The organism is Nocardia pneumoniae NBRC 100136 (genome assembly GCF_000308755.1).
In the GTDB taxonomy this organism is placed as follows: domain Bacteria; phylum Actinomycetota; class Actinomycetes; order Mycobacteriales; family Mycobacteriaceae; genus Nocardia; species Nocardia pneumoniae.
On the sequence record NZ_BAGF01000081.1, the window covers coordinates 47,171 to 63,110 of the forward strand.

Consider the following 15,940-nt stretch of genomic DNA (forward strand, 5'->3'; position numbering starts at 1 on the left):
ACGGTGTGGAAGTCATCGATGATCAGCCCGGAACCGACCTACCCCGCAAGGAGGATCGTCGGCATGCCCGCACCCGACTCCCAGCCGCGGCGCCCGTCGTGGGTGCCCGACCGGCTCTACCCGTTCACCGATCACTACCTCGACCTCACCGAAGCCAGGGTCCACTACATCGATGAGGGCGACGGGCCACCGCTGCTGATGTTGCACGGCAACCCCACCTGGTCGTTCCTCTACCGCGATATCGTCATCGGCTTGCGTGACCGCTACCGCTGCGTCGCGGTGGACTATCCCGGGTTCGGTCTGTCCTACGCGGCGCCGGGTTACCGCTTCACTCCCGCCGAGCACGCCGACATCGTCGGTCAACTGGTCGAGCGGCTGGATCTGCGCGAGATCACCCTGATGGTGCAGGACTGGGGCGGCCCGATCGGCTTCGCCACCGCCACGCGTCATGCGGACCGGTTCACCGCCTTCGTCATCGGGAACACCTGGGCCTGGCCCAAAGCCGACCTGGGAACGCAAGCCTTCTCGCGCTTTCTGGGCGGACCGATCGGTGGCTGGCTGATCCGGGAGCGCAATTTCTTCGTCGAACGCATCATCCCGGCCGGAGTTCGCCGGACGAAACTGGACGACACGGTGATGAACGCCTACCGCGGTCCCTTCCCCACGCCCGGCTCCCGGGAACCGGTGCACGTGTTCCCCCGCGAGATCCTCGGCAGCCGCGATCTGCTCGCCGACATCGAGCGCAAACTACCGACCCTGACCGACCGTCCTGCGCTGATCGTGTGGGGCACCAAGGACGTCGCCTTTCGCGCCGCCGAACTTCGCCGGTGGGAGCAACTGTTCCCGCAACACCGCACCGTGCCGCTTGTCGGCGCAGGTCATTACATTCAGGAAGACGCGTCCGACGAGATAGTCGCCGCGATCCGCTCTTGGGCGTCCGCCTGAACCCTGCGCTGCTGCAGGGTGACACATCCACGCGGCCGAGCCGGGAAGGGGCCGCACTGATCCCGCAATTCCGCGCCCAGCACGATCAATGAAGTGGCGAGCACGGAGGACGGCCCAGCAGGGGACCGAGCCAGGGCGAAGGTCGTTCAGAGGTTCGCACTGAGCGCGACAACGGCACCGAGTGCGGCGGCGGCGTCGAGAAGAGCGTGGGAGCGAGCCGTGATGCTCGCGTCCCTGGCTGCCAGCGCGGCTGCGACATCGTCGGATCGGTTGCCGCGCGGCAGGTCCGGCATCAAGGTCCGGAGGGTGTCAATGCGGTATCCGGCGCCGCGCAACTGGTGGACGATCCGCGCATCCCGGACCTGATCCGGCGAGTACCGCCTGATCCCTTGCGCCGCGACGCGATCAGGAACGACAAGACCCTCGGCATCCCAATGCCGCAAGGTCGACGGGCGCACGCCGAGTGCGGCGGCCAGTTCGGACACGCTCATCGAATCCGACGCGCGCACGTCCTCGATCGGCTCGGCGGAGATCGCCTCGGCCGCCCGCTTGGCAAGCGCGAGGTCCGCACGCTCCCGATCGAGCCGGGCGTGTGCCGCGTCCAGCAGAGCGAGCACCTCCGCGATCGGGCGATCATGCACCGCGCGAACGATCCGCTTGGCCTCGACCGGGCCGACGCCCGCCGCCAGCGCCCGATAGGCCAGCGCGGAACGCACGTGGATCTCGCCGTATCCGCGGTAACCCGTGGCTGTGCGCAGTGCGGTCGGCAGTACCCCGGCACGCTCGAGGTTGCGGATCTGCTGCACGGAGTAACCGGCACGCCGCGCGACATCGACCGTCCGCATGCCCAAGTTGAGAGTCGACACCCGCCCGTTCCTGGTCTTGCGCCTCTAAGTCTCCACAAGCACCTTAATGTGACGCTGGAGCACATGACCATCGACGAGATCATCGACTCGGTATCGCGCCTCGACGGAGTCCTGACCCTCCGACCGGGACCCGGGGACGGCTCCCCCGAGATCAGTTGGGGCGACACGTTCTTCTACTACTCCCCGAGCGGGGAAGTGCCGACGGCCACTCAGCCCTTCGCGACGATCGTGACGAAGAACTATCCCGGCGACGAAAGCTCCCGCCTGGACCGCCCGGATACGTTCCGCGTCAACATCGCCGCCGGAAAGGAAGCCTTCATCCACTGGACGGGCCACACACCACGCGAGCGAGCTACCGATGTCGACCCCAGCGTCACCGACACCGTGATCGCCCACCCTGTTTACGGCTCCGCAGGCTGGCTCGCGGTGGTCAACCCGGGACAACGGACAGATGAGGCAATCCGCGAACTGCTGCGCACAGCGTATGAACGCGCGCGCTCACGCTACGAGAAACGTGCCGCGTCAGCGCACAACTGATCAGCAGTGGGTGAAGTCGGCTACGACGTGAAGACCGGACGAAAGCCGGTACCGGGTCTCACCGGCCGGGTGAACGGACCGCCTGACCGGATACAGCGGGTGCGACACCGACGAGTTTGATCAGGAAACGCTCGACCTGCTCTTCCAGCGGCGGCCACGGGTGATCGGGTTGATTCAGCCGCATGGAGACCGCGCCGTGCACGGCGGCGCGCAGGTCCAGCGCGACGGCGGCGGCATCGTCGTCCGGGATCGACCCGGCGTCCATGCAGCGCTGGACCGCCGCGACGGTGCCGTCGGCCAGTTCCTGCTTGAACGCCATGTCGGTGCGCTGGTTGAGCGTGCTCTCGTGCAGCACCTTGTACAACCCCGCATGCTGGTATGCCCACTCACCGAGAACCATTGCGCGAGCACGCAACTGATCAACCGGGTCGGCGTGCCTCGCCTCGGCCTCGCGCATCGCCCGCATCAACTCGTCATGACAGCGGTTGAGCACCGCGAGGACCAAGGCGTCGCGGTCACCGAAGTGCAGATAGACCGATGTGGCCGCCGTGCCGATCGCCCGCGCCACCGCCCGCATCGACAGCGCCTGATCATCGCCGAGTTCGTCGAGCATCCGCATCGCGGCCACCACGATCTCTTCCCGCAACCGCTCGCCTTGCCCCCGGGGATTGCGTCCCCGTCGCCGATCGCCCGCCACATCTGCCGCCACGGCCGCCATTGTATTCGCACATCTGTAGCGCTACAGTCGTAGCGCTACAGATGTTCAGTTAGAAAGGTCGGCCCCATGACCAGCACAACCACCCTCGAATCGAACAAGCAGGTCGTCGCCGCCTTCTACGAGGCCGCGTTCAACACCAAGGACTTCACCGCGGCGGCGGGATACCTCGCCGACAACTACGTCCAGCACAATCCCCTGATCGCCGACGGCGCCGAAGGGCTACGGGCACGACTCGACCATCTGAAAGAGAACTTCCCGGCCCTATCGGTCGAGGTGAAACGCATGATCGCGGAGGGCGACTACGTCTGCGCCCATGTGCACGCGGTGCGGGTCCCCGGCCAGCGCGGGGTGGCGATCATGGACATCTTCCGGCTCGCCGACGGCAAACTCACCGAGCACTGGGACGTTCTGCAGGACATCCCCGCGGAAGCCCTGAACCAGAACGGAATGTTCTAGCCGGTTCCCTCACAGCGCCGGGGACGACGCCTGGGCCCAGAATCGCTTGGGGATACGCCCGGCCAACCGTGCCGCATATCCGGCGCGGACCGCGTCCGCCATGGCCGCCGCCATCAATTCGGGGCGACGCGCCCTGGTTACGGCGGTTGCCAAAAGCACTGCCGAGCAGCCGAGTTCCATAGCCAGGGCGGCGTCGCTGGCGGTGCCGATGCCCGCGTCCAGGATGACCGGGACGTTCGCGGCGGCGACGATCATTTCGATGTTGTGCGGGTTGCCGATGCCCAGGCCGGTGCCGATGGGGGCGCCGAGCGGCATGACCGCCGCGCAGCCCGCGTCTTCCAGGCGGCGGGCCAGGATCGGGTCGTCGTTGGTGTAGGGCAGCACGACGAAACCGTCGTCGACGAGTTCTTCGGCGGCGGTGAGCAATTCGATCGGATCGGGCAGCAGGGTGCGCTCGTCGGCGACCACCTCGAGCTTCACCCAATCGGTGTCCAGCGCCTCACGCGCCAGCTGGGCGGTGAGCACCGCCTCGGCGGCGGTGCGACAACCGGCCGTGTTCGGCAGCGGCGCGATGTTCAATCGCTTCAGCAGGTCTAGCACGCCGGTGCCGCCCGCGGCGTCGATTCGCCGCATGGCCACGGTGGTCAGCTCGGTGCCGGAGGCGATCAGCGCCTCCTCCAGCACGGCGAGGTTCTCCGCGCCGCCGGTTCCCATGATCAGGCGGGAACCGAACGCGCGGTCGGCGATCCGCAGCGGGGCGTCGATCGCCGAGCGCACCGACGCGGCCGATTCCTCAGCCACCTTGAACCGCCGTGAGCACCTCGATCTGCCAGCCACGCCCCACCGGTTCGTCCCAGCGCGACTTCGGGAACACCGCCCCGTCCACCGCGAGCGCGACGCCCTTGCACGGCAGACCGAGGCGTTCCAGCAGCTCCCGCACGGTGAGCGGTTCGGCGAACTCGTGCTCGTCGCCGTTCACCGTGACACCGATGGGGACGGATGACAACGTCATCGTATTCCTCCTACAGTCGTCGAAAAGCGTTGCGGGTCGGCGACTTCCGCTTCGGGCAGCGTCGCCCCGCCGAGCAGGCTCGTCACCGCGTCCGCGGTGAGCGGCACGGTCAGCATGCCGTTGCGGCCGTGCCCGGTGGCCGCGACGATCCGGTCGGTGAGTCGCCCGATCAGCGGCAGGTTGTCGGGGGTGCCCGGCCGGGAGCCGGCGCCCGCCTCGGCGAGTTCGTATTCGCCGATGCCGGGGAACACCGCCTCCGCGTCGGCGATCAGGTCGCGAACGCCCGCGACGGTGACCGCGGTGTCGAAACCCGCCTCGTACTGGGTGGCTCCGACGACGATCCCGTCGGCCCGCGGCACCAGGTACACCTGCCTGCCGTGCACTCGGGCTCGGATCACCCGCTTCGGCGCGGGAGCGACGCCTGGCCGCTGCCGCAGGCGCAGGATCTCGCCCTTGACCGGACGAACCGGCAACCCGGGCCACAGCCCGGCCGACGCGGCGCCCGCCGCGAGCACGATCTGATCGTGCGGAAGTTCCGTCAGTGAGCTGACCGATTCGGCGCGCACCACAACGCCCGCCGCCTCGGCCGCCTGACGCAACGCGGCGATCAGCTTGCGGTTGTCGATCGCGGGTTCGGTGGGCGCGAGCAGCGCGGCGCGCACCGAGCGGGCCAGCGTGGGTTCCAGTTCGCGGACTCCGGCGCGGTCCAGGATGCGCAGCCGGTGGCCGCGGCCGCCGACCCAGTCGGCGACGGTGCGCAGGTCGGCGGCGTCGGCCGCGTCCAGCGCGACGGTCATGGTCTCGTCGGCGACGAAGACCGAGATCCCGGTCGCGGCTTGCAGCCGGGACGCGAATTCGGGCCAGCGGGCCAGCGAGGCGGCGCCGAACTCGAGCACCCGCTCCTCTCCCGGCCAGCCCTCCGACAGCGGGGCGAGCATGCCTCCGGCCACCCAGGAGGCGCCGCTGGCCACCGCCGGATCCAGCAGGGTGACCGACCAACCGGCCTCGGCGGCCCGCCAGGCCACGGCGAGCCCGATGGCGCCGCCACCGACGACCGCCAGAGTCCGCATCCGCTCCACCTGCCTCCTATTTCGCATCCCCACGGTAGCGCGGCTACCGTCGAAGGCGTGCAACCCTCCCACCCGAACCGACTCGCTTCGCCGCGGGAGCGTCTGGCACGCGCGCGGCTGTATCTCTGCACCGACGCACGCCGGGAAAAGGGCGATCTGGCCAGGTTCGCCGAGGCGGCGTTCGCGGGCGGAGTCGACATCATCCAGCTCAGAGACAAGGGTTCGCCGGGCGAAGCGAAGTTCGGTCCCCTGGAAGCCAGGGCCGAACTCGGCGCGCTCGCCGAATTGAAGGCGGCCGCGCGCAGGCACGGCGCACTCGTCGCGGTGAACGATCGCGCGGACATCGCGCTGGCGGCGGGCGCTGACGTGCTGCATCTCGGGCAGGGCGACCTGCCGCCCTGGTACGCGCGCCGAATTCTCGGCCCGGACGTGGTGATCGGACGATCCACGCACAACCGCGCGCAGGCCGGGCTCGCCGCGATCGACGAGCACATCGACTATTTCTGCACCGGACCGATCTGGGCGACTCCGACCAAGCCGGGCAGGCAAGCGGCCGGACCCGAGCTGATCCGCTCGACCGCGGACGCCCACCCGACCCGGCCGTGGTTCGCGATCGGCGGGATCAACGCGGAGAATCTGCCGCAGGTGCTGGAAGCCGGGGCGACGCGGGTCGTCGTGGTGCGCGCGATCACCGAGGCCCGCGATCCGGAAGCGGCGGCGCGGGAGCTGAAAACGGCGCTGCTGGCGAACGCGTAGGCGGCTTCCTCGCCTCCGCTCGGCCCGGCGCACAAGCGGCTGCCTCGAGCCCCCGCTCGGCCCGGCGCACAAGCGGCTGCCTCGAGCCCCCGCTCGGCCCGGCGCGGGCTGACGACGGACTCCGTCGGGCTGCGTCCTTTCTGCGTCAGGAAAGCAGCTGTCCCCGCGTGAACGAGAGGGCGGTATTCACCGCGGTGCTCCCGCTCGAGATCGGCTCGGCGGTCTGCACGCCGGGCTCATCGACGATCCTGGCGTAGTCGCCCGGTCCGTCCGGATCCGAATGCAGCCAGACGAAACCGAGATCGGCGAGGTCGATCGTGCGGGGCAGCGCGGCGGCCACCGCGTGGTCGATCTCGGCGAGCAGCACACGCGCGGGCGCCGCGCGCAAGGTGGGCCACGAGGCGGCGAAACCGGGATGCAGCGGACGGGCGTCGACTTCGTGTTCGGGGACCCAGGCCAACTCGGTGCTCTCCCGGTTGCCGATGGTCGGGAGGGTCATGACCGCGTCGGCGACCACCGTGGTGTAGGTCCAGCCGCTCAGCGCGGAGGCGGTCACACGCGCGCCGCGCACCCGGACGTCGGCGGGATCGATCCCCGCTTCCTCCCATGCCTCGCGCACCGCCGCGTGCTCGGGCGTCTCGTGGCTGTCGCGCGCGCCGCCGGGCAACGCCCAGGTCCCGCCCTGGTGGCTCCACGGTGCGCGGTGTTGCAGCAGCACCGCCGAACCGCCGTCGGCGAGTGGAGCGCGCAGGAGCAGTCCGGCGGCGCCGAAGCGGCCCCAGTGCCGCAATCCGTCCGGTCCGCGCGACCAACCGTCGCCGTCACCACGCATCTCGTACCATCCTCACCCAGCTACGACTGTGCTCCCCCCACCCGCACCCTTTGCTCCCAACCGGGGGTGTTTCACACGCCGCGGCGTTCGTACGACCACAATAAACTCCGCACCGACACGCGCGACGTGATCGAATATGCGGTCCGGCCGTGAGAAATCCGCGCACGCGGCCCAGACTGGGGAGGTGGACATGGCTAGCTCCGAGCCGACGACGGCCGAACTCCGGCCGTCGTCCGCGCCCGCCGGCCGGGAGAATCCCGGCGGGCTGAGCGTCGCCGTGGTGCGCGAACGTCTCGACCTGGCCAATCTGCGTTCGTTCGCCAATTCATCCCCGGGACGACTGATCGCGCTCGGGTTGCTGCTCATCGGCCTCTGCCTGGCCGCGGGATCGATGACCGCCGCGACGGTCAGCGAACGGCAGCAGAGCCTGGACGTGCTGCTCTACGACACCGAACCGGACGCGCACTCCGCGCACCGGCTGTATACCTCGCTGTCGATCGCCGACGCCGCCGCGAGCACCGCCTTCATCTCGGGTGGACTGGAGCCGCAAGCGGTGCGCGATCGCTACACCCAGGCCATGGGCGAGGCGGCCGCGGAGTTGGTGACCCAATCCGACCGCGCCGTCGGGGCGCCCGCGACGGCCGATGCGGATGCCCGGCTGCGCTCCGGCATAGTCACCGGCCTGCCGGTGTACTCGGGTCTGGTGGAGACCGCACGAACGAACAATCGCATCGGGTACCCGGTCGGCGCCGCGTACTTGAGCGAGGCGTCCAACCAGATGCAGACGACGCTGCTGCCCATGGCCGAGGAACTGCACAATCACCGCTCCGCCGCGGTGAGCGCCGCACAGCGCAATCACGTGCGTCCGCCCTGGTCGGCCATCGGCCTGCTGATCCTCACGCTGGGCGTGCTGGTCTGGGTGCAGCGGGATCTGGCGCGGCGTTGGCGCCGGGTGCTCAATCCCGGTCTCCTGCTCGCCTCGGCGGCGATGCTGATCCTGCTGGCGTGGACGGTGATCGCGGGCTCGGTGTCGGCGGCGGCCATGATCGACGCCCGCGACGACGGCGCGGTACCGTCGTCGCGGCTGACCGAGAGCCGGATTCTGACCCAGCAGGCGCGCGCCGCGGAGACGTTGAAGCTGGTGCGCAGGGACGCGACCGGCGACTACGACCGCACGTTCGATGCGAATATGGAGCGCTTGGCCGACCTGCTCGGCAAGTACCCCGATTCCGCGCCCGCCACCGACGACGTACGCAACGCCGTGCCCGCGCTGGACCGTTGGCGGGTAGCGCATCAGCGCATGAACGACGCGCTGGCCAAGGGCGATTTCAACGGCGCGGCCGCGGTGACGACGGGGCCGGGCCTCGCGGACGCCACCGCGCAGGTGGACGCGCTCGACAGCGCGCTGGAGCAGGGCATCGCCGAGACACGGGACACCCTGCGCGACGAGATCTCCCAGGCAGCCCGCGTACTGGACTTCCTAGGGGCAGGAGCGATGGTGCTCGGCATTCTGGCGGCAGGCTATGTCGGACTCGGCATATGGCCCCGGCTTCGGGAGTACCGATGAGATCCCCGCGCGGCATTCTGGTCGTCGTCCTGGTCGTGGTGGCGCTGGCGAGCGGCTGTGCGAGCGAGGCCAGCGCGCCGCTGGCGACCAGGACGCCCAAGTACACCGATCCTCCGCTGCCCGCCAAAGCCGTACCGGTGCTGACGGATTCGCCGGTCCCGCCGCCGCCCGGCCCGCCGCGGTGCGGAGACCCGACCGCCAGTTTGCGGCCCACCGGGGCGGGCCCCGCCGCGCGCGGACCGGTGATCGATGCGATCCGGGCGCGGGGCAGGCTGCTGGTGGGACTGGACACCGGCAGCAATCTGTTCAGCTATCGCGACCCGATCTCCGGCTCTATCGTCGGTTTCGACGCCGACATCGCCAGGGAGGTCGCCCGTGATCTGCTCGGCAGCCCGGATCTGATCGAATTCCGCAGCCTCGGCTCGGCCGAGCGCGAGACCGCCCTGCAGAACCGCACCGTCGACCTGGTCGCCAAGACCATGACCATCAACTGCGAACGGCGCGAGAAAGTCACCTTCTCCACCGTCTATCTGCACGCGAATCAGCGCGTGCTCGCGATGAAGAACTCCGGTATCCGCAGCCTGGCCGATCTGGCGGGTAAGCGGGTGTGCATCGTATCCGGCACCACGTCGCTGGATCACATCCGCCGCTTCCAGCCCGCCGCGACCATCCTCTCCGTCCCCACCTGGGCCGACTGTCTGGTCGTCCTGCAGCAGCGCCAAGTCGACGCGGTCAGCACCGACGACGCCGTCCTCGCGGGCCTCGCCGAGCAGGACCCGTACACCGAGTTGGTCGGCGGCAGCATCGCCGAGGAGCCGTACGGCATCGGCATCCCCAAGGGCCACGACGATCTCGTCCGCTTCGTCAACGGCACACTGGATCGCATCCGCGGCGACGGCACCTGGACCCGGCTCTACCAGCAATATCTGACCGCGCTCGGCCCGGTTCCCGAGCCACCCGCTCCCACGTATCAGGACTGACGGGACATGAACACACGGCCCGTCCCTGAGCCCGACCCGGACGAAACCGCCACGGGACGGCCGGGATCGGCCGATTTACTCGAGGGCGGGTTCGGCGGATCGGCCGGGCGTCATCCGGGGACCGCCGGAAAGACACCTCCGTCGGTCGGCCGCGATCCGGACGAAACACCCTCGTCCGCAGGCGGATGCAGCAAGGACGACGAAGCGGCCGCGCGGCGGGCGGGCGACGCGACATCGGACGTGCACGAGCAGCACGCGACTCCCGCCGAGGCGGCCGAGGCCACCCGCAGACAGATCGACCAACCGGAAACCAGCTCCGGCACAGTTGCATGGCAACCGGCATCGGACGCCGAGAACGCGCCTGCCACCTGGGGGCGACCACCCGCGGACGAAGGTCCCGCCACGCAAGTCGCGCGTGACGAAGGCCCCGCCACGCAAGTCGCGCGTGACGAAGGCCCCGCCACGCAAGTCGCGCGTGACGAAGGCCCCGCCACGCAAGTCGCGCGTGACGAACAGGAGGCGGCGCAGGAAGACGCGCGGCCGCCGCACTCGGGCCCTGGCTCGGCGCCGCGCACCACGGGACGCAGCGTGCGTACCCCGCGGAGCCGTCCGGCGGTACGACGGCTCGGCGCCGGACTGGTGCCCATTCCGACGGTGCCGCCCACCGACCCACGCGACGCCGTGCTCGCCGACCCGGTGGTCTCCGAGCGCAGGCGGTTCTGCTGGCGCTGCGGCAAACCGGTCGGCCGGGCGACGCCGATCCGGCCGTCCACCACGGCGGGCACCTGCGCGACGTGTGAAGCGCCGTTCGATTTCCGGCCGTCGCTGCACGCGGGCGACATGGTGGCGGGGCAGTACGAGGTCCAGGGCTGCATCGCCCACGGCGGGCTGGGCTGGATCTATCTGGCGATCGACCGCAATGTCAGCGACCGCTGGGTGGTGCTGAAGGGCCTGCTGCACACCGGCGACGCCGAAGCGCAGGCGGTGGCGATGGCCGAACGCCAATTCCTCGCCGAGGTGGCCCATCCCAGCATTGTGAAGATCTACAACTTCGTCGAGCACCCCGCGGCCGACGGCACGCCGGTCGGCTACATCGTCATGGAGTACGTGGGCGGCTGTTCGCTGTGCGACATTCTCGACAGCTACGAACGGCCGCAGCGCATGCCGGTCACCGAGGCGATCGCGTATCTGCTGGAGATCATGCCCGCGCTGGAGTACCTGCACTCGACCGGGCTGGCCTACAACGACCTCAAGCCGGACAACATCATGGTCACCGAAGACCAGGTCAAACTGATCGACCTCGGCGCGGTCGCCGCGCTGGGGGCATACGGGAACCTGTACGGCACAAGAGGATTCCAGGCGCCGGAAATCCCCAAGACCGGCCCGACCGTCGCTTCGGACATCTACACCGTCGGCCGCACGCTGGCCGTGCTCACCCTGCACGTGCCCTTGGAGCGCGGACGCTATGTCGAGGGCATCCCCGATCCTGCCGACGAGCCGGTGCTGGCGCGCTACCAGTTCTTCCATCGCCTGCTGCTCTGCGCGACCGACCCGGACCCGGAACGCCGCTTCCCCTCCGCGCGGGCGATGGCGACGCAGCTGGCGGGAGTGCTGCGCGAGATCCTCGCGCTGGAGACCGGCAACGAGCACCCGCAGCTGTCCACCGTGTTCACCCCGCCGCGCGCCAGTTTCGGTACCGAGGAACTGGTCAGCCAAACCGACGCCTACACCGACGGCCGTTCCCGCAGCAGCCAGCTCGACGCCCTCGACGTGGTGGCCGGGCTGCCGGTTCCGCTGCTGGACCCGGCCGACCCGTCCGCACCGTTGCTGGCGGCGGCGGTGCACCCGGAACCCGCACAGGCGCTCGACGCGCTGCGGGATGCGCGCGCCCGAGCCGAGGCCGATCCCGGGAACGCGCCGGAGAATCTGGATCTGGAGCTCACCCTCGCGGAGGCGCGCGTGCGGATCGACCTGCGCGAGTCGAGCACCGTCCTGGACCTGCTCGCGCACTTGCCCGAGCGGGAATGGCGGGTCAGCTGGTATCGCGGCATGGCCGAACTGCTCGACCGCGAATACGAGCGCGCTTTCGCGTATTTCGACGAGGTCTTCCGGGTGCTGCCCGGCGAAATCGCCCCCAAGCTCGCGCTCGCCGCCACCGCCGAACTCATTCTGCAGCATTGGGACACACCGGATCCCGAACAGTGGCGCGCCTATGCGGAGAACGCGTACGAGACCGTCTGGCGCACCGACCGCAGCGTGGTGAGCGCCGCCTTCGGGCTGGCCAGGCAGCTGGCCGCGAATGGCAGGGTGACCGAGGCCGTGCAGGCGCTCGACGCCGTGCCCGCGGCGTCGCGGTCTTTCACCACCGCGCGGATGACCGCCGTGCTGTTCATGCTGACCGCCGCGCCGGTGGCCGAACTGGATGAGTTCACGCTGCACATCTCGGCCTCCCGGGTGCTGAGCCTGCCGAGAGGCGAGAGTCGTGCGACGCAGATGCGGGTGCTGGTGCTCGGCGCGGCGCTGGCCTGGCTCCAAGCGGGCAACACGCCGAAGCGCCCCGACGCGACGCTGTTCGGCGCGCCCTTCACCGAACGCGAACTGCGAGCGGGCACCGAGGCGGGGCTGCGTGCCCTGGCCCGCGGCGCGCCGAACCGCAAACACCGCTACGCGCTCGTCGACCTGGCCAACGCGATTCGCGCGAAGAGCTGGATCTAGCAGGACATCAGGAATGGCCGCGATCGAGGTCGGCGACCACCTGCCGCGCGGCGCGCGCGATCGCCAGCTCTTCATTGGTCGGCACCACCAGCACCGCGACCGGCGCGTCCGACGGGGAAATACGCCGCGCGCCACGGTCTTTCGCGGTATTCGCGACCGGGTCCACTTCGATGCCGAACCGCGCGAGATCGGCGAGGGCGTCGGCACGCACCTGCGGGCTGTTCTCGCCGACTCCGGCGGTGAAGGTGATCGCGTCCACGCCGCCGAGCTCGATCAGGTACGCCCCGAGGTAACGCCGCAACCGGTGGATGTACACGTCATAGGCGAGCCGGGCGGCCTGGTCCCCGCTCTCGATGAGGCGCCGCAACTCGCGGAAATCGTTCACGCCGGACAGTCCCTTGATCCCGGAATCCCGGTTGAGCAGAGTGTCGACCTGGTCGATGTCCAGGTGCGCCGATCGCACCAGATGCGGCACGATACCCGGATCGAGATCACCCGACCTGGTGCCCATCACCAGCCCTTCCAGCGGCGTGAGGCCCATCGTGGTGTCGATCGGGCGACCGCCGCGCAGGGCGGAGGCCGACGCGCCGTTGCCCAGGTGGAAGACGATCTGATTCAGCTCGGCGGGATCACGCCCGAGCAGCTCGGCGACGCGGCCGGACACGTACTCGTGCGAGGTGCCGTGGAATCCGTACTTCCGGATGCCGTGGGCCGCCGCGATTTTGGCGTCGATCGCGTAGGTCTTCGCGGCGGCGGGCAGGCTGTGGAAGAAGGCGGTGTCGAATACGGCGACCTGCGGCACGCCCGGCAGTAGTGCGCGTGCGCTCTCGATACCCGCCACATTGGCCGGATTGTGCAGCGGCGCGAGCGCGGAGAGATCGGAGATCGCGGCGACGACGTCGTCATCGATCAGTGTGGGCCGGTAGAACACCTCGCCGCCGTGCACGACGCGATGACCGACCGCGCGCACCCCTTCTCCCACCAAATCGTGTCCCGTCTCGGCGAACGCGTCGAAGACCAAGCGCAGCCCCGCGGTGTGGTCAGCGATCCGGCCGGGACGCTCGGTGGTCTCGCCGTCGGCGTGATGCTCGATCCTCCCGTCGTCTTCGCCGATCCGCTCCACGATCCCGGACGCGGCCACCACGCTCGACTCCGGGTCGAGGAGTTGATATTTGATGGACGACGAGCCGGAGTTGATCACCAGCACCAGGTCCTCGGCCGCCTTGCTCATCGCGCCTCCCAGGACATCCGGTCGAACCGCACCGGATCGGCGCGATCGGGTGCTTCGCGATCGTTCCACGCACGCCACGATCGGCCCGGAGCCGACAGCGCCCGCATCACCCCTCCTGCGCCTGGATAGCCGTGATCGCCACGGTGTTGACGATGTCGGCCACCAGTGCGCCACGGGACAAGTCGTTGACCGGCTTGCGCAGACCTTGCAGCACCGGGCCGATCGCGATCGCGCCCGCGCTGCGCTGCACCGCCTTGTAGGTGTTGTTGCCGGTATTCAGATCGGGAAACACGAACACCGTCGCGCGGCCAGCGACCGCGGAATCGGGCAGCTTGGCGTCGGCGACGGTGGGCTCGATCGCGGCGTCGTACTGGATCGGGCCCTCCACCGGCAGTTCCGGCGCCCGCTCGCGCACCAGCTTGGTCGCGACGCGCACCTTGTCCACGTCGGCGCCGGTGCCGGATTCGCCGGTCGAGTAGGACAGCATCGCCACCCGGGGTTCGATGCCGAAGCGCGCGGCCGTCGCCGCGGAGGAGATCGCGATATCGGCCAGCTGCTGCGAGCTCGGGTCCGGCACGACGGCGCAGTCTCCGTAGGCGAGCACCCGGTCGGCCAGGCACATGAGGAACACGCTGGAGACGGTGGCGACGCCCGGCACCGTCTTGATGATCTCCAACGACGGCCGGATGGTGTGCGCGGTGGTGTGCGCGGCGCCGGAGACCATACCGTCGGCAATGCCCTGATACACCATCATGGTGCCGAAATACGAGATGTCGGCGACGGTTTCGCGGGCCCGCTCCAGCGTCATGCCTTTGTGCTTGCGCAGTCGCGCGTACTCGGCGGAGAATTCGTCCAGGTAGCCGGAGTTGCGCGGATCGAGCACCTGCGCGGCGGAGATGTCCACGCCGAGTTCGGCGGCGCGGGCGCGCACCGCGGTCTCGTCGCCGAGGATGACCAGGTCGGCGATCTTGCGCTGGAGCACCCGGCCCGCCGCGCGCAGGATGCGGTCGTCGTCGCCCTCCGGCAGCACGATGCGTTTGCGGTCGGCTCGCGCGCGTTCGATGAGCTGGTATTCGAACATCTCCGGCGTGACCACCGAACTGGGTGGAACGTCGATGCGCCGCAACAGTTCCTCCGCCTCGACGTGCTCCTCCATCAGCGCGAGCGCGGTGTCGACCTTGCGCGGGTTGCCCGCCGACATGCGGCCGCGGGTGCGGTAGGCCGCGCCCGCGGTGTCGTAGGTGCCGAGGTCGGTGGTGAGGATCGGCAGCTTGGGCTCGAGACCGGTGATCAGCCGCGCCACCGCGGGGTGCGGCAGCAGGCCGCCGTTCATGATGATGCCCGACAGCGACGGAAAGCCTTCCGCCTCGTGCGCGTTGACGACACTGAGCAGCACGTCCGAACGGTCGCCCGGTGCGATCACCACGACGCCATCGGACAACCGCTCCAAGATGTGTTCGGCCGTCATGCCGCCGACCATGATCTGCAGCGCCTCGCGGTGCAGCAATTCCGGGTCGCCGCTGTACATTTCGCCGTCGATCGCCGCGCACAGCTCGGCCATGGTCGGCGCGATCAGCAACGGGACCTCGGGCAGGGTCCAGGACGGGACGTCGAACCCGCGCAGCGCGGCGCAGACCTCCTCCAGCCGCCGCGGGTCGCAGCGGTTGGCGATGATGGCGACCAACTGCGCGTGCTCGTGGGACAACTCGACAGCGCACAGTTCGGCCAACTGCTTCACCTCATCCGGGGTGCGGCCCGATCCGCGCACCACCAGCAACACGGGAGCGCCCAGGTTGACCGCGATCCTGGCGTTGAACCGCAGCTCGCTGGGGCTGGCCACGTCGGTGTAGTCACTGCCGACCACGACCACCGCGTCGCACATCTTCGCGACCTCGTGGAAGCGCAGGACGATCTCGCTGATCGCCGCGTCCGGGTCGGCGTGCACCTGCTCGTAGGTCGTGCCGATGGCCTGCTTGTAGTCGATGTCCGCGGTGCTGTGCTCGAGCAGCAGCTCCAGAATGTAGTCCGGCTCGGTGGTCGAGCGCGTGATCGGACGGAACACCCCCACCCGTGCCGTGGTGGCGCACAGCATCTGCAGTACCCCCAGAGCCACCGTCGATTTGCCGGTGTCTCCTTCCGGAGAGGCGATGTAGACGGCTGATGGAGCGTTGTCGGCCATGCCCGTGAGCTTAGTGAACAGGCGGCAATCCGACTCGGTCGCACGACCGGTCCCCTGGTGACGTGCGGTTTCGGCT

Annotated in this window: 15 protein-coding genes; 7 read left to right on the forward strand and 8 right to left on the reverse strand. The window is 69.6% G+C overall.

Features of this window, described 5'->3' with window-relative positions:
- Positions 1–63 precede the first annotated feature (63 nt).
- Positions 64–945, forward strand: a complete 882-nt coding sequence (locus ON34_RS26455; protein WP_040784543.1) for an alpha/beta fold hydrolase — start codon at positions 64–66, stop codon at positions 943–945.
- Positions 946–1,091: 146 nt separating this feature from the next.
- On the opposite strand, the gene ON34_RS26460 is transcribed toward ON34_RS26455, so the two are convergent.
- On the reverse strand, positions 1,092–1,790 hold the full coding sequence (locus ON34_RS26460) for a MerR family transcriptional regulator (RefSeq protein ID WP_040784426.1): 699 nt from the start codon (positions 1,788–1,790) through the stop codon (positions 1,092–1,094).
- An 84-nt stretch (positions 1,791–1,874) separates the two neighbouring features.
- Between ON34_RS26460 and ON34_RS26465 the strand changes: the two genes are divergently transcribed.
- The gene (locus tag ON34_RS26465; RefSeq protein WP_040784428.1) at positions 1,875–2,348 is read left to right on the forward strand and encodes a DUF6194 family protein; all 474 of its coding nucleotides are present in this window, start codon (positions 1,875–1,877) and stop codon (positions 2,346–2,348) included.
- Between the two features lie 58 nt (positions 2,349–2,406).
- Here the strand turns inward: ON34_RS26465 and ON34_RS26470 are convergent, their stop codons facing one another.
- Complete coding sequence (locus ON34_RS26470; RefSeq protein WP_245548205.1) at positions 2,407–3,057, reverse strand: TetR/AcrR family transcriptional regulator; 651 nt, start codon at positions 3,055–3,057, stop codon at positions 2,407–2,409.
- A gap of 75 nt (positions 3,058–3,132) precedes the next feature.
- On the opposite strand from ON34_RS26470, the gene ON34_RS26475 reads away from it, so the two are divergent.
- Positions 3,133–3,522, forward strand: coding sequence for a nuclear transport factor 2 family protein (locus tag ON34_RS26475; RefSeq protein ID WP_051023143.1), 390 nt, complete (start codon positions 3,133–3,135; stop codon positions 3,520–3,522).
- Between the two features lie 9 nt (positions 3,523–3,531).
- Here ON34_RS26475 and ON34_RS26480 read toward each other — a convergent pair whose 3' ends face one another.
- The 3 genes from ON34_RS26480 to thiO are packed head-to-tail and all read right to left on the reverse strand — an operon-like array spanning position 3,532 to position 5,604.
- Positions 3,532–4,323 (reverse strand): thiazole synthase, encoded by a 792-nt coding sequence (locus ON34_RS26480; RefSeq protein ID WP_051023144.1) that lies wholly within the window; start codon positions 4,321–4,323, stop codon positions 3,532–3,534.
- Positions 4,316–4,534 (reverse strand): sulfur carrier protein ThiS, encoded by a 219-nt coding sequence (thiS, locus tag ON34_RS26485; protein WP_040784432.1) that lies wholly within the window; start codon positions 4,532–4,534, stop codon positions 4,316–4,318. Before thiS ends, ON34_RS26480 begins: the two co-directional genes overlap by 8 nt.
- Complete coding sequence (thiO, locus tag ON34_RS26490) at positions 4,531–5,604, reverse strand: glycine oxidase ThiO (protein ID WP_040784434.1); 1,074 nt, start codon at positions 5,602–5,604, stop codon at positions 4,531–4,533. The genes thiS and thiO overlap by 4 nt, the downstream gene beginning before the upstream one ends.
- A 57-nt stretch (positions 5,605–5,661) precedes the next feature.
- Between thiO and thiE the strand changes: the two genes are divergently transcribed.
- Complete coding sequence (gene thiE, locus ON34_RS26495) at positions 5,662–6,360, forward strand: thiamine phosphate synthase (RefSeq protein WP_040784436.1); 699 nt, start codon at positions 5,662–5,664, stop codon at positions 6,358–6,360.
- A 145-nt stretch (positions 6,361–6,505) separates the two neighbouring features.
- Here thiE and ON34_RS26500 read toward each other — a convergent pair whose 3' ends face one another.
- On the reverse strand, positions 6,506–7,192 hold the full coding sequence (locus tag ON34_RS26500) for an NUDIX hydrolase (protein WP_040784438.1): 687 nt from the start codon (positions 7,190–7,192) through the stop codon (positions 6,506–6,508).
- A gap of 190 nt (positions 7,193–7,382) precedes the next feature.
- On the opposite strand from ON34_RS26500, the gene ON34_RS26505 reads away from it, so the two are divergent.
- The 3 genes from ON34_RS26505 to ON34_RS26515 are packed head-to-tail and all read left to right on the forward strand — an operon-like array spanning position 7,383 to position 12,454.
- Positions 7,383–8,759 carry a GlnX family signal transduction membrane protein gene (locus ON34_RS26505; RefSeq protein ID WP_040784551.1) on the forward strand — a complete coding sequence of 459 codons (1,377 nt, stop codon included), beginning with the start codon at positions 7,383–7,385 and terminating at the stop codon, positions 8,757–8,759.
- Positions 8,756–9,739 carry a glutamate ABC transporter substrate-binding protein gene (locus tag ON34_RS26510; RefSeq protein WP_040784440.1) on the forward strand — a complete coding sequence of 328 codons (984 nt, stop codon included), beginning with the start codon at positions 8,756–8,758 and terminating at the stop codon, positions 9,737–9,739. The genes ON34_RS26505 and ON34_RS26510 overlap by 4 nt, the downstream gene beginning before the upstream one ends.
- Before the next feature lie 6 nt (positions 9,740–9,745).
- Positions 9,746–12,454, forward strand: a complete 2,709-nt coding sequence (locus tag ON34_RS26515; RefSeq protein WP_083889807.1) for a serine/threonine-protein kinase — start codon at positions 9,746–9,748, stop codon at positions 12,452–12,454.
- A 7-nt stretch (positions 12,455–12,461) separates the two neighbouring features.
- On the opposite strand, the gene ON34_RS26520 is transcribed toward ON34_RS26515, so the two are convergent.
- Complete coding sequence (locus tag ON34_RS26520; protein WP_040784443.1) at positions 12,462–13,685, reverse strand: acetate kinase; 1,224 nt, start codon at positions 13,683–13,685, stop codon at positions 12,462–12,464.
- Between the two features lie 106 nt (positions 13,686–13,791).
- Positions 13,792–15,864 (reverse strand): phosphate acetyltransferase, encoded by a 2,073-nt coding sequence (gene pta / locus ON34_RS26525; RefSeq protein WP_040784446.1) that lies wholly within the window; start codon positions 15,862–15,864, stop codon positions 13,792–13,794.
- Positions 15,865–15,940: the final 76 nt, after the last annotated feature.

Excerpts from the sequence above, each read along its gene's own strand:
- ON34_RS26455 (WP_040784543.1), top strand. The coding sequence starts at position 64 with ATGCCCGCACCCGACTCCCAGCCGCGGCGCCCGTCGTGGGTGCCCGAC.
- ON34_RS26460 (WP_040784426.1), bottom strand. The coding sequence starts at position 1,790 with ATGCGGACGGTCGATGTCGCGCGGCGTGCCGGTTACTCCGTGCAGCAG.
- ON34_RS26465 (WP_040784428.1), top strand. The coding sequence starts at position 1,875 with ATGACCATCGACGAGATCATCGACTCGGTATCGCGCCTCGACGGAGTC.
- ON34_RS26475 (WP_051023143.1), top strand. The coding sequence starts at position 3,133 with ATGACCAGCACAACCACCCTCGAATCGAACAAGCAGGTCGTCGCCGCC.
- thiS (WP_040784432.1), bottom strand. The coding sequence starts at position 4,534 with ATGACGTTGTCATCCGTCCCCATCGGTGTCACGGTGAACGGCGACGAG.
- thiO (WP_040784434.1), bottom strand. The coding sequence starts at position 5,604 with ATGCGGACTCTGGCGGTCGTCGGTGGCGGCGCCATCGGGCTCGCCGTG.
- ON34_RS26500 (WP_040784438.1), bottom strand. The coding sequence starts at position 7,192 with ATGCGTGGTGACGGCGACGGTTGGTCGCGCGGACCGGACGGATTGCGG.
- ON34_RS26505 (WP_040784551.1), top strand. The coding sequence starts at position 7,383 with ATGGCTAGCTCCGAGCCGACGACGGCCGAACTCCGGCCGTCGTCCGCG.
- ON34_RS26510 (WP_040784440.1), top strand. The coding sequence starts at position 8,756 with ATGAGATCCCCGCGCGGCATTCTGGTCGTCGTCCTGGTCGTGGTGGCG.
- ON34_RS26515 (WP_083889807.1), top strand. The coding sequence starts at position 9,746 with ATGAACACACGGCCCGTCCCTGAGCCCGACCCGGACGAAACCGCCACG.
- ON34_RS26520 (WP_040784443.1), bottom strand. The coding sequence starts at position 13,685 with ATGAGCAAGGCGGCCGAGGACCTGGTGCTGGTGATCAACTCCGGCTCG.
- pta (WP_040784446.1), bottom strand. The coding sequence starts at position 15,864 with ATGGCCGACAACGCTCCATCAGCCGTCTACATCGCCTCTCCGGAAGGA.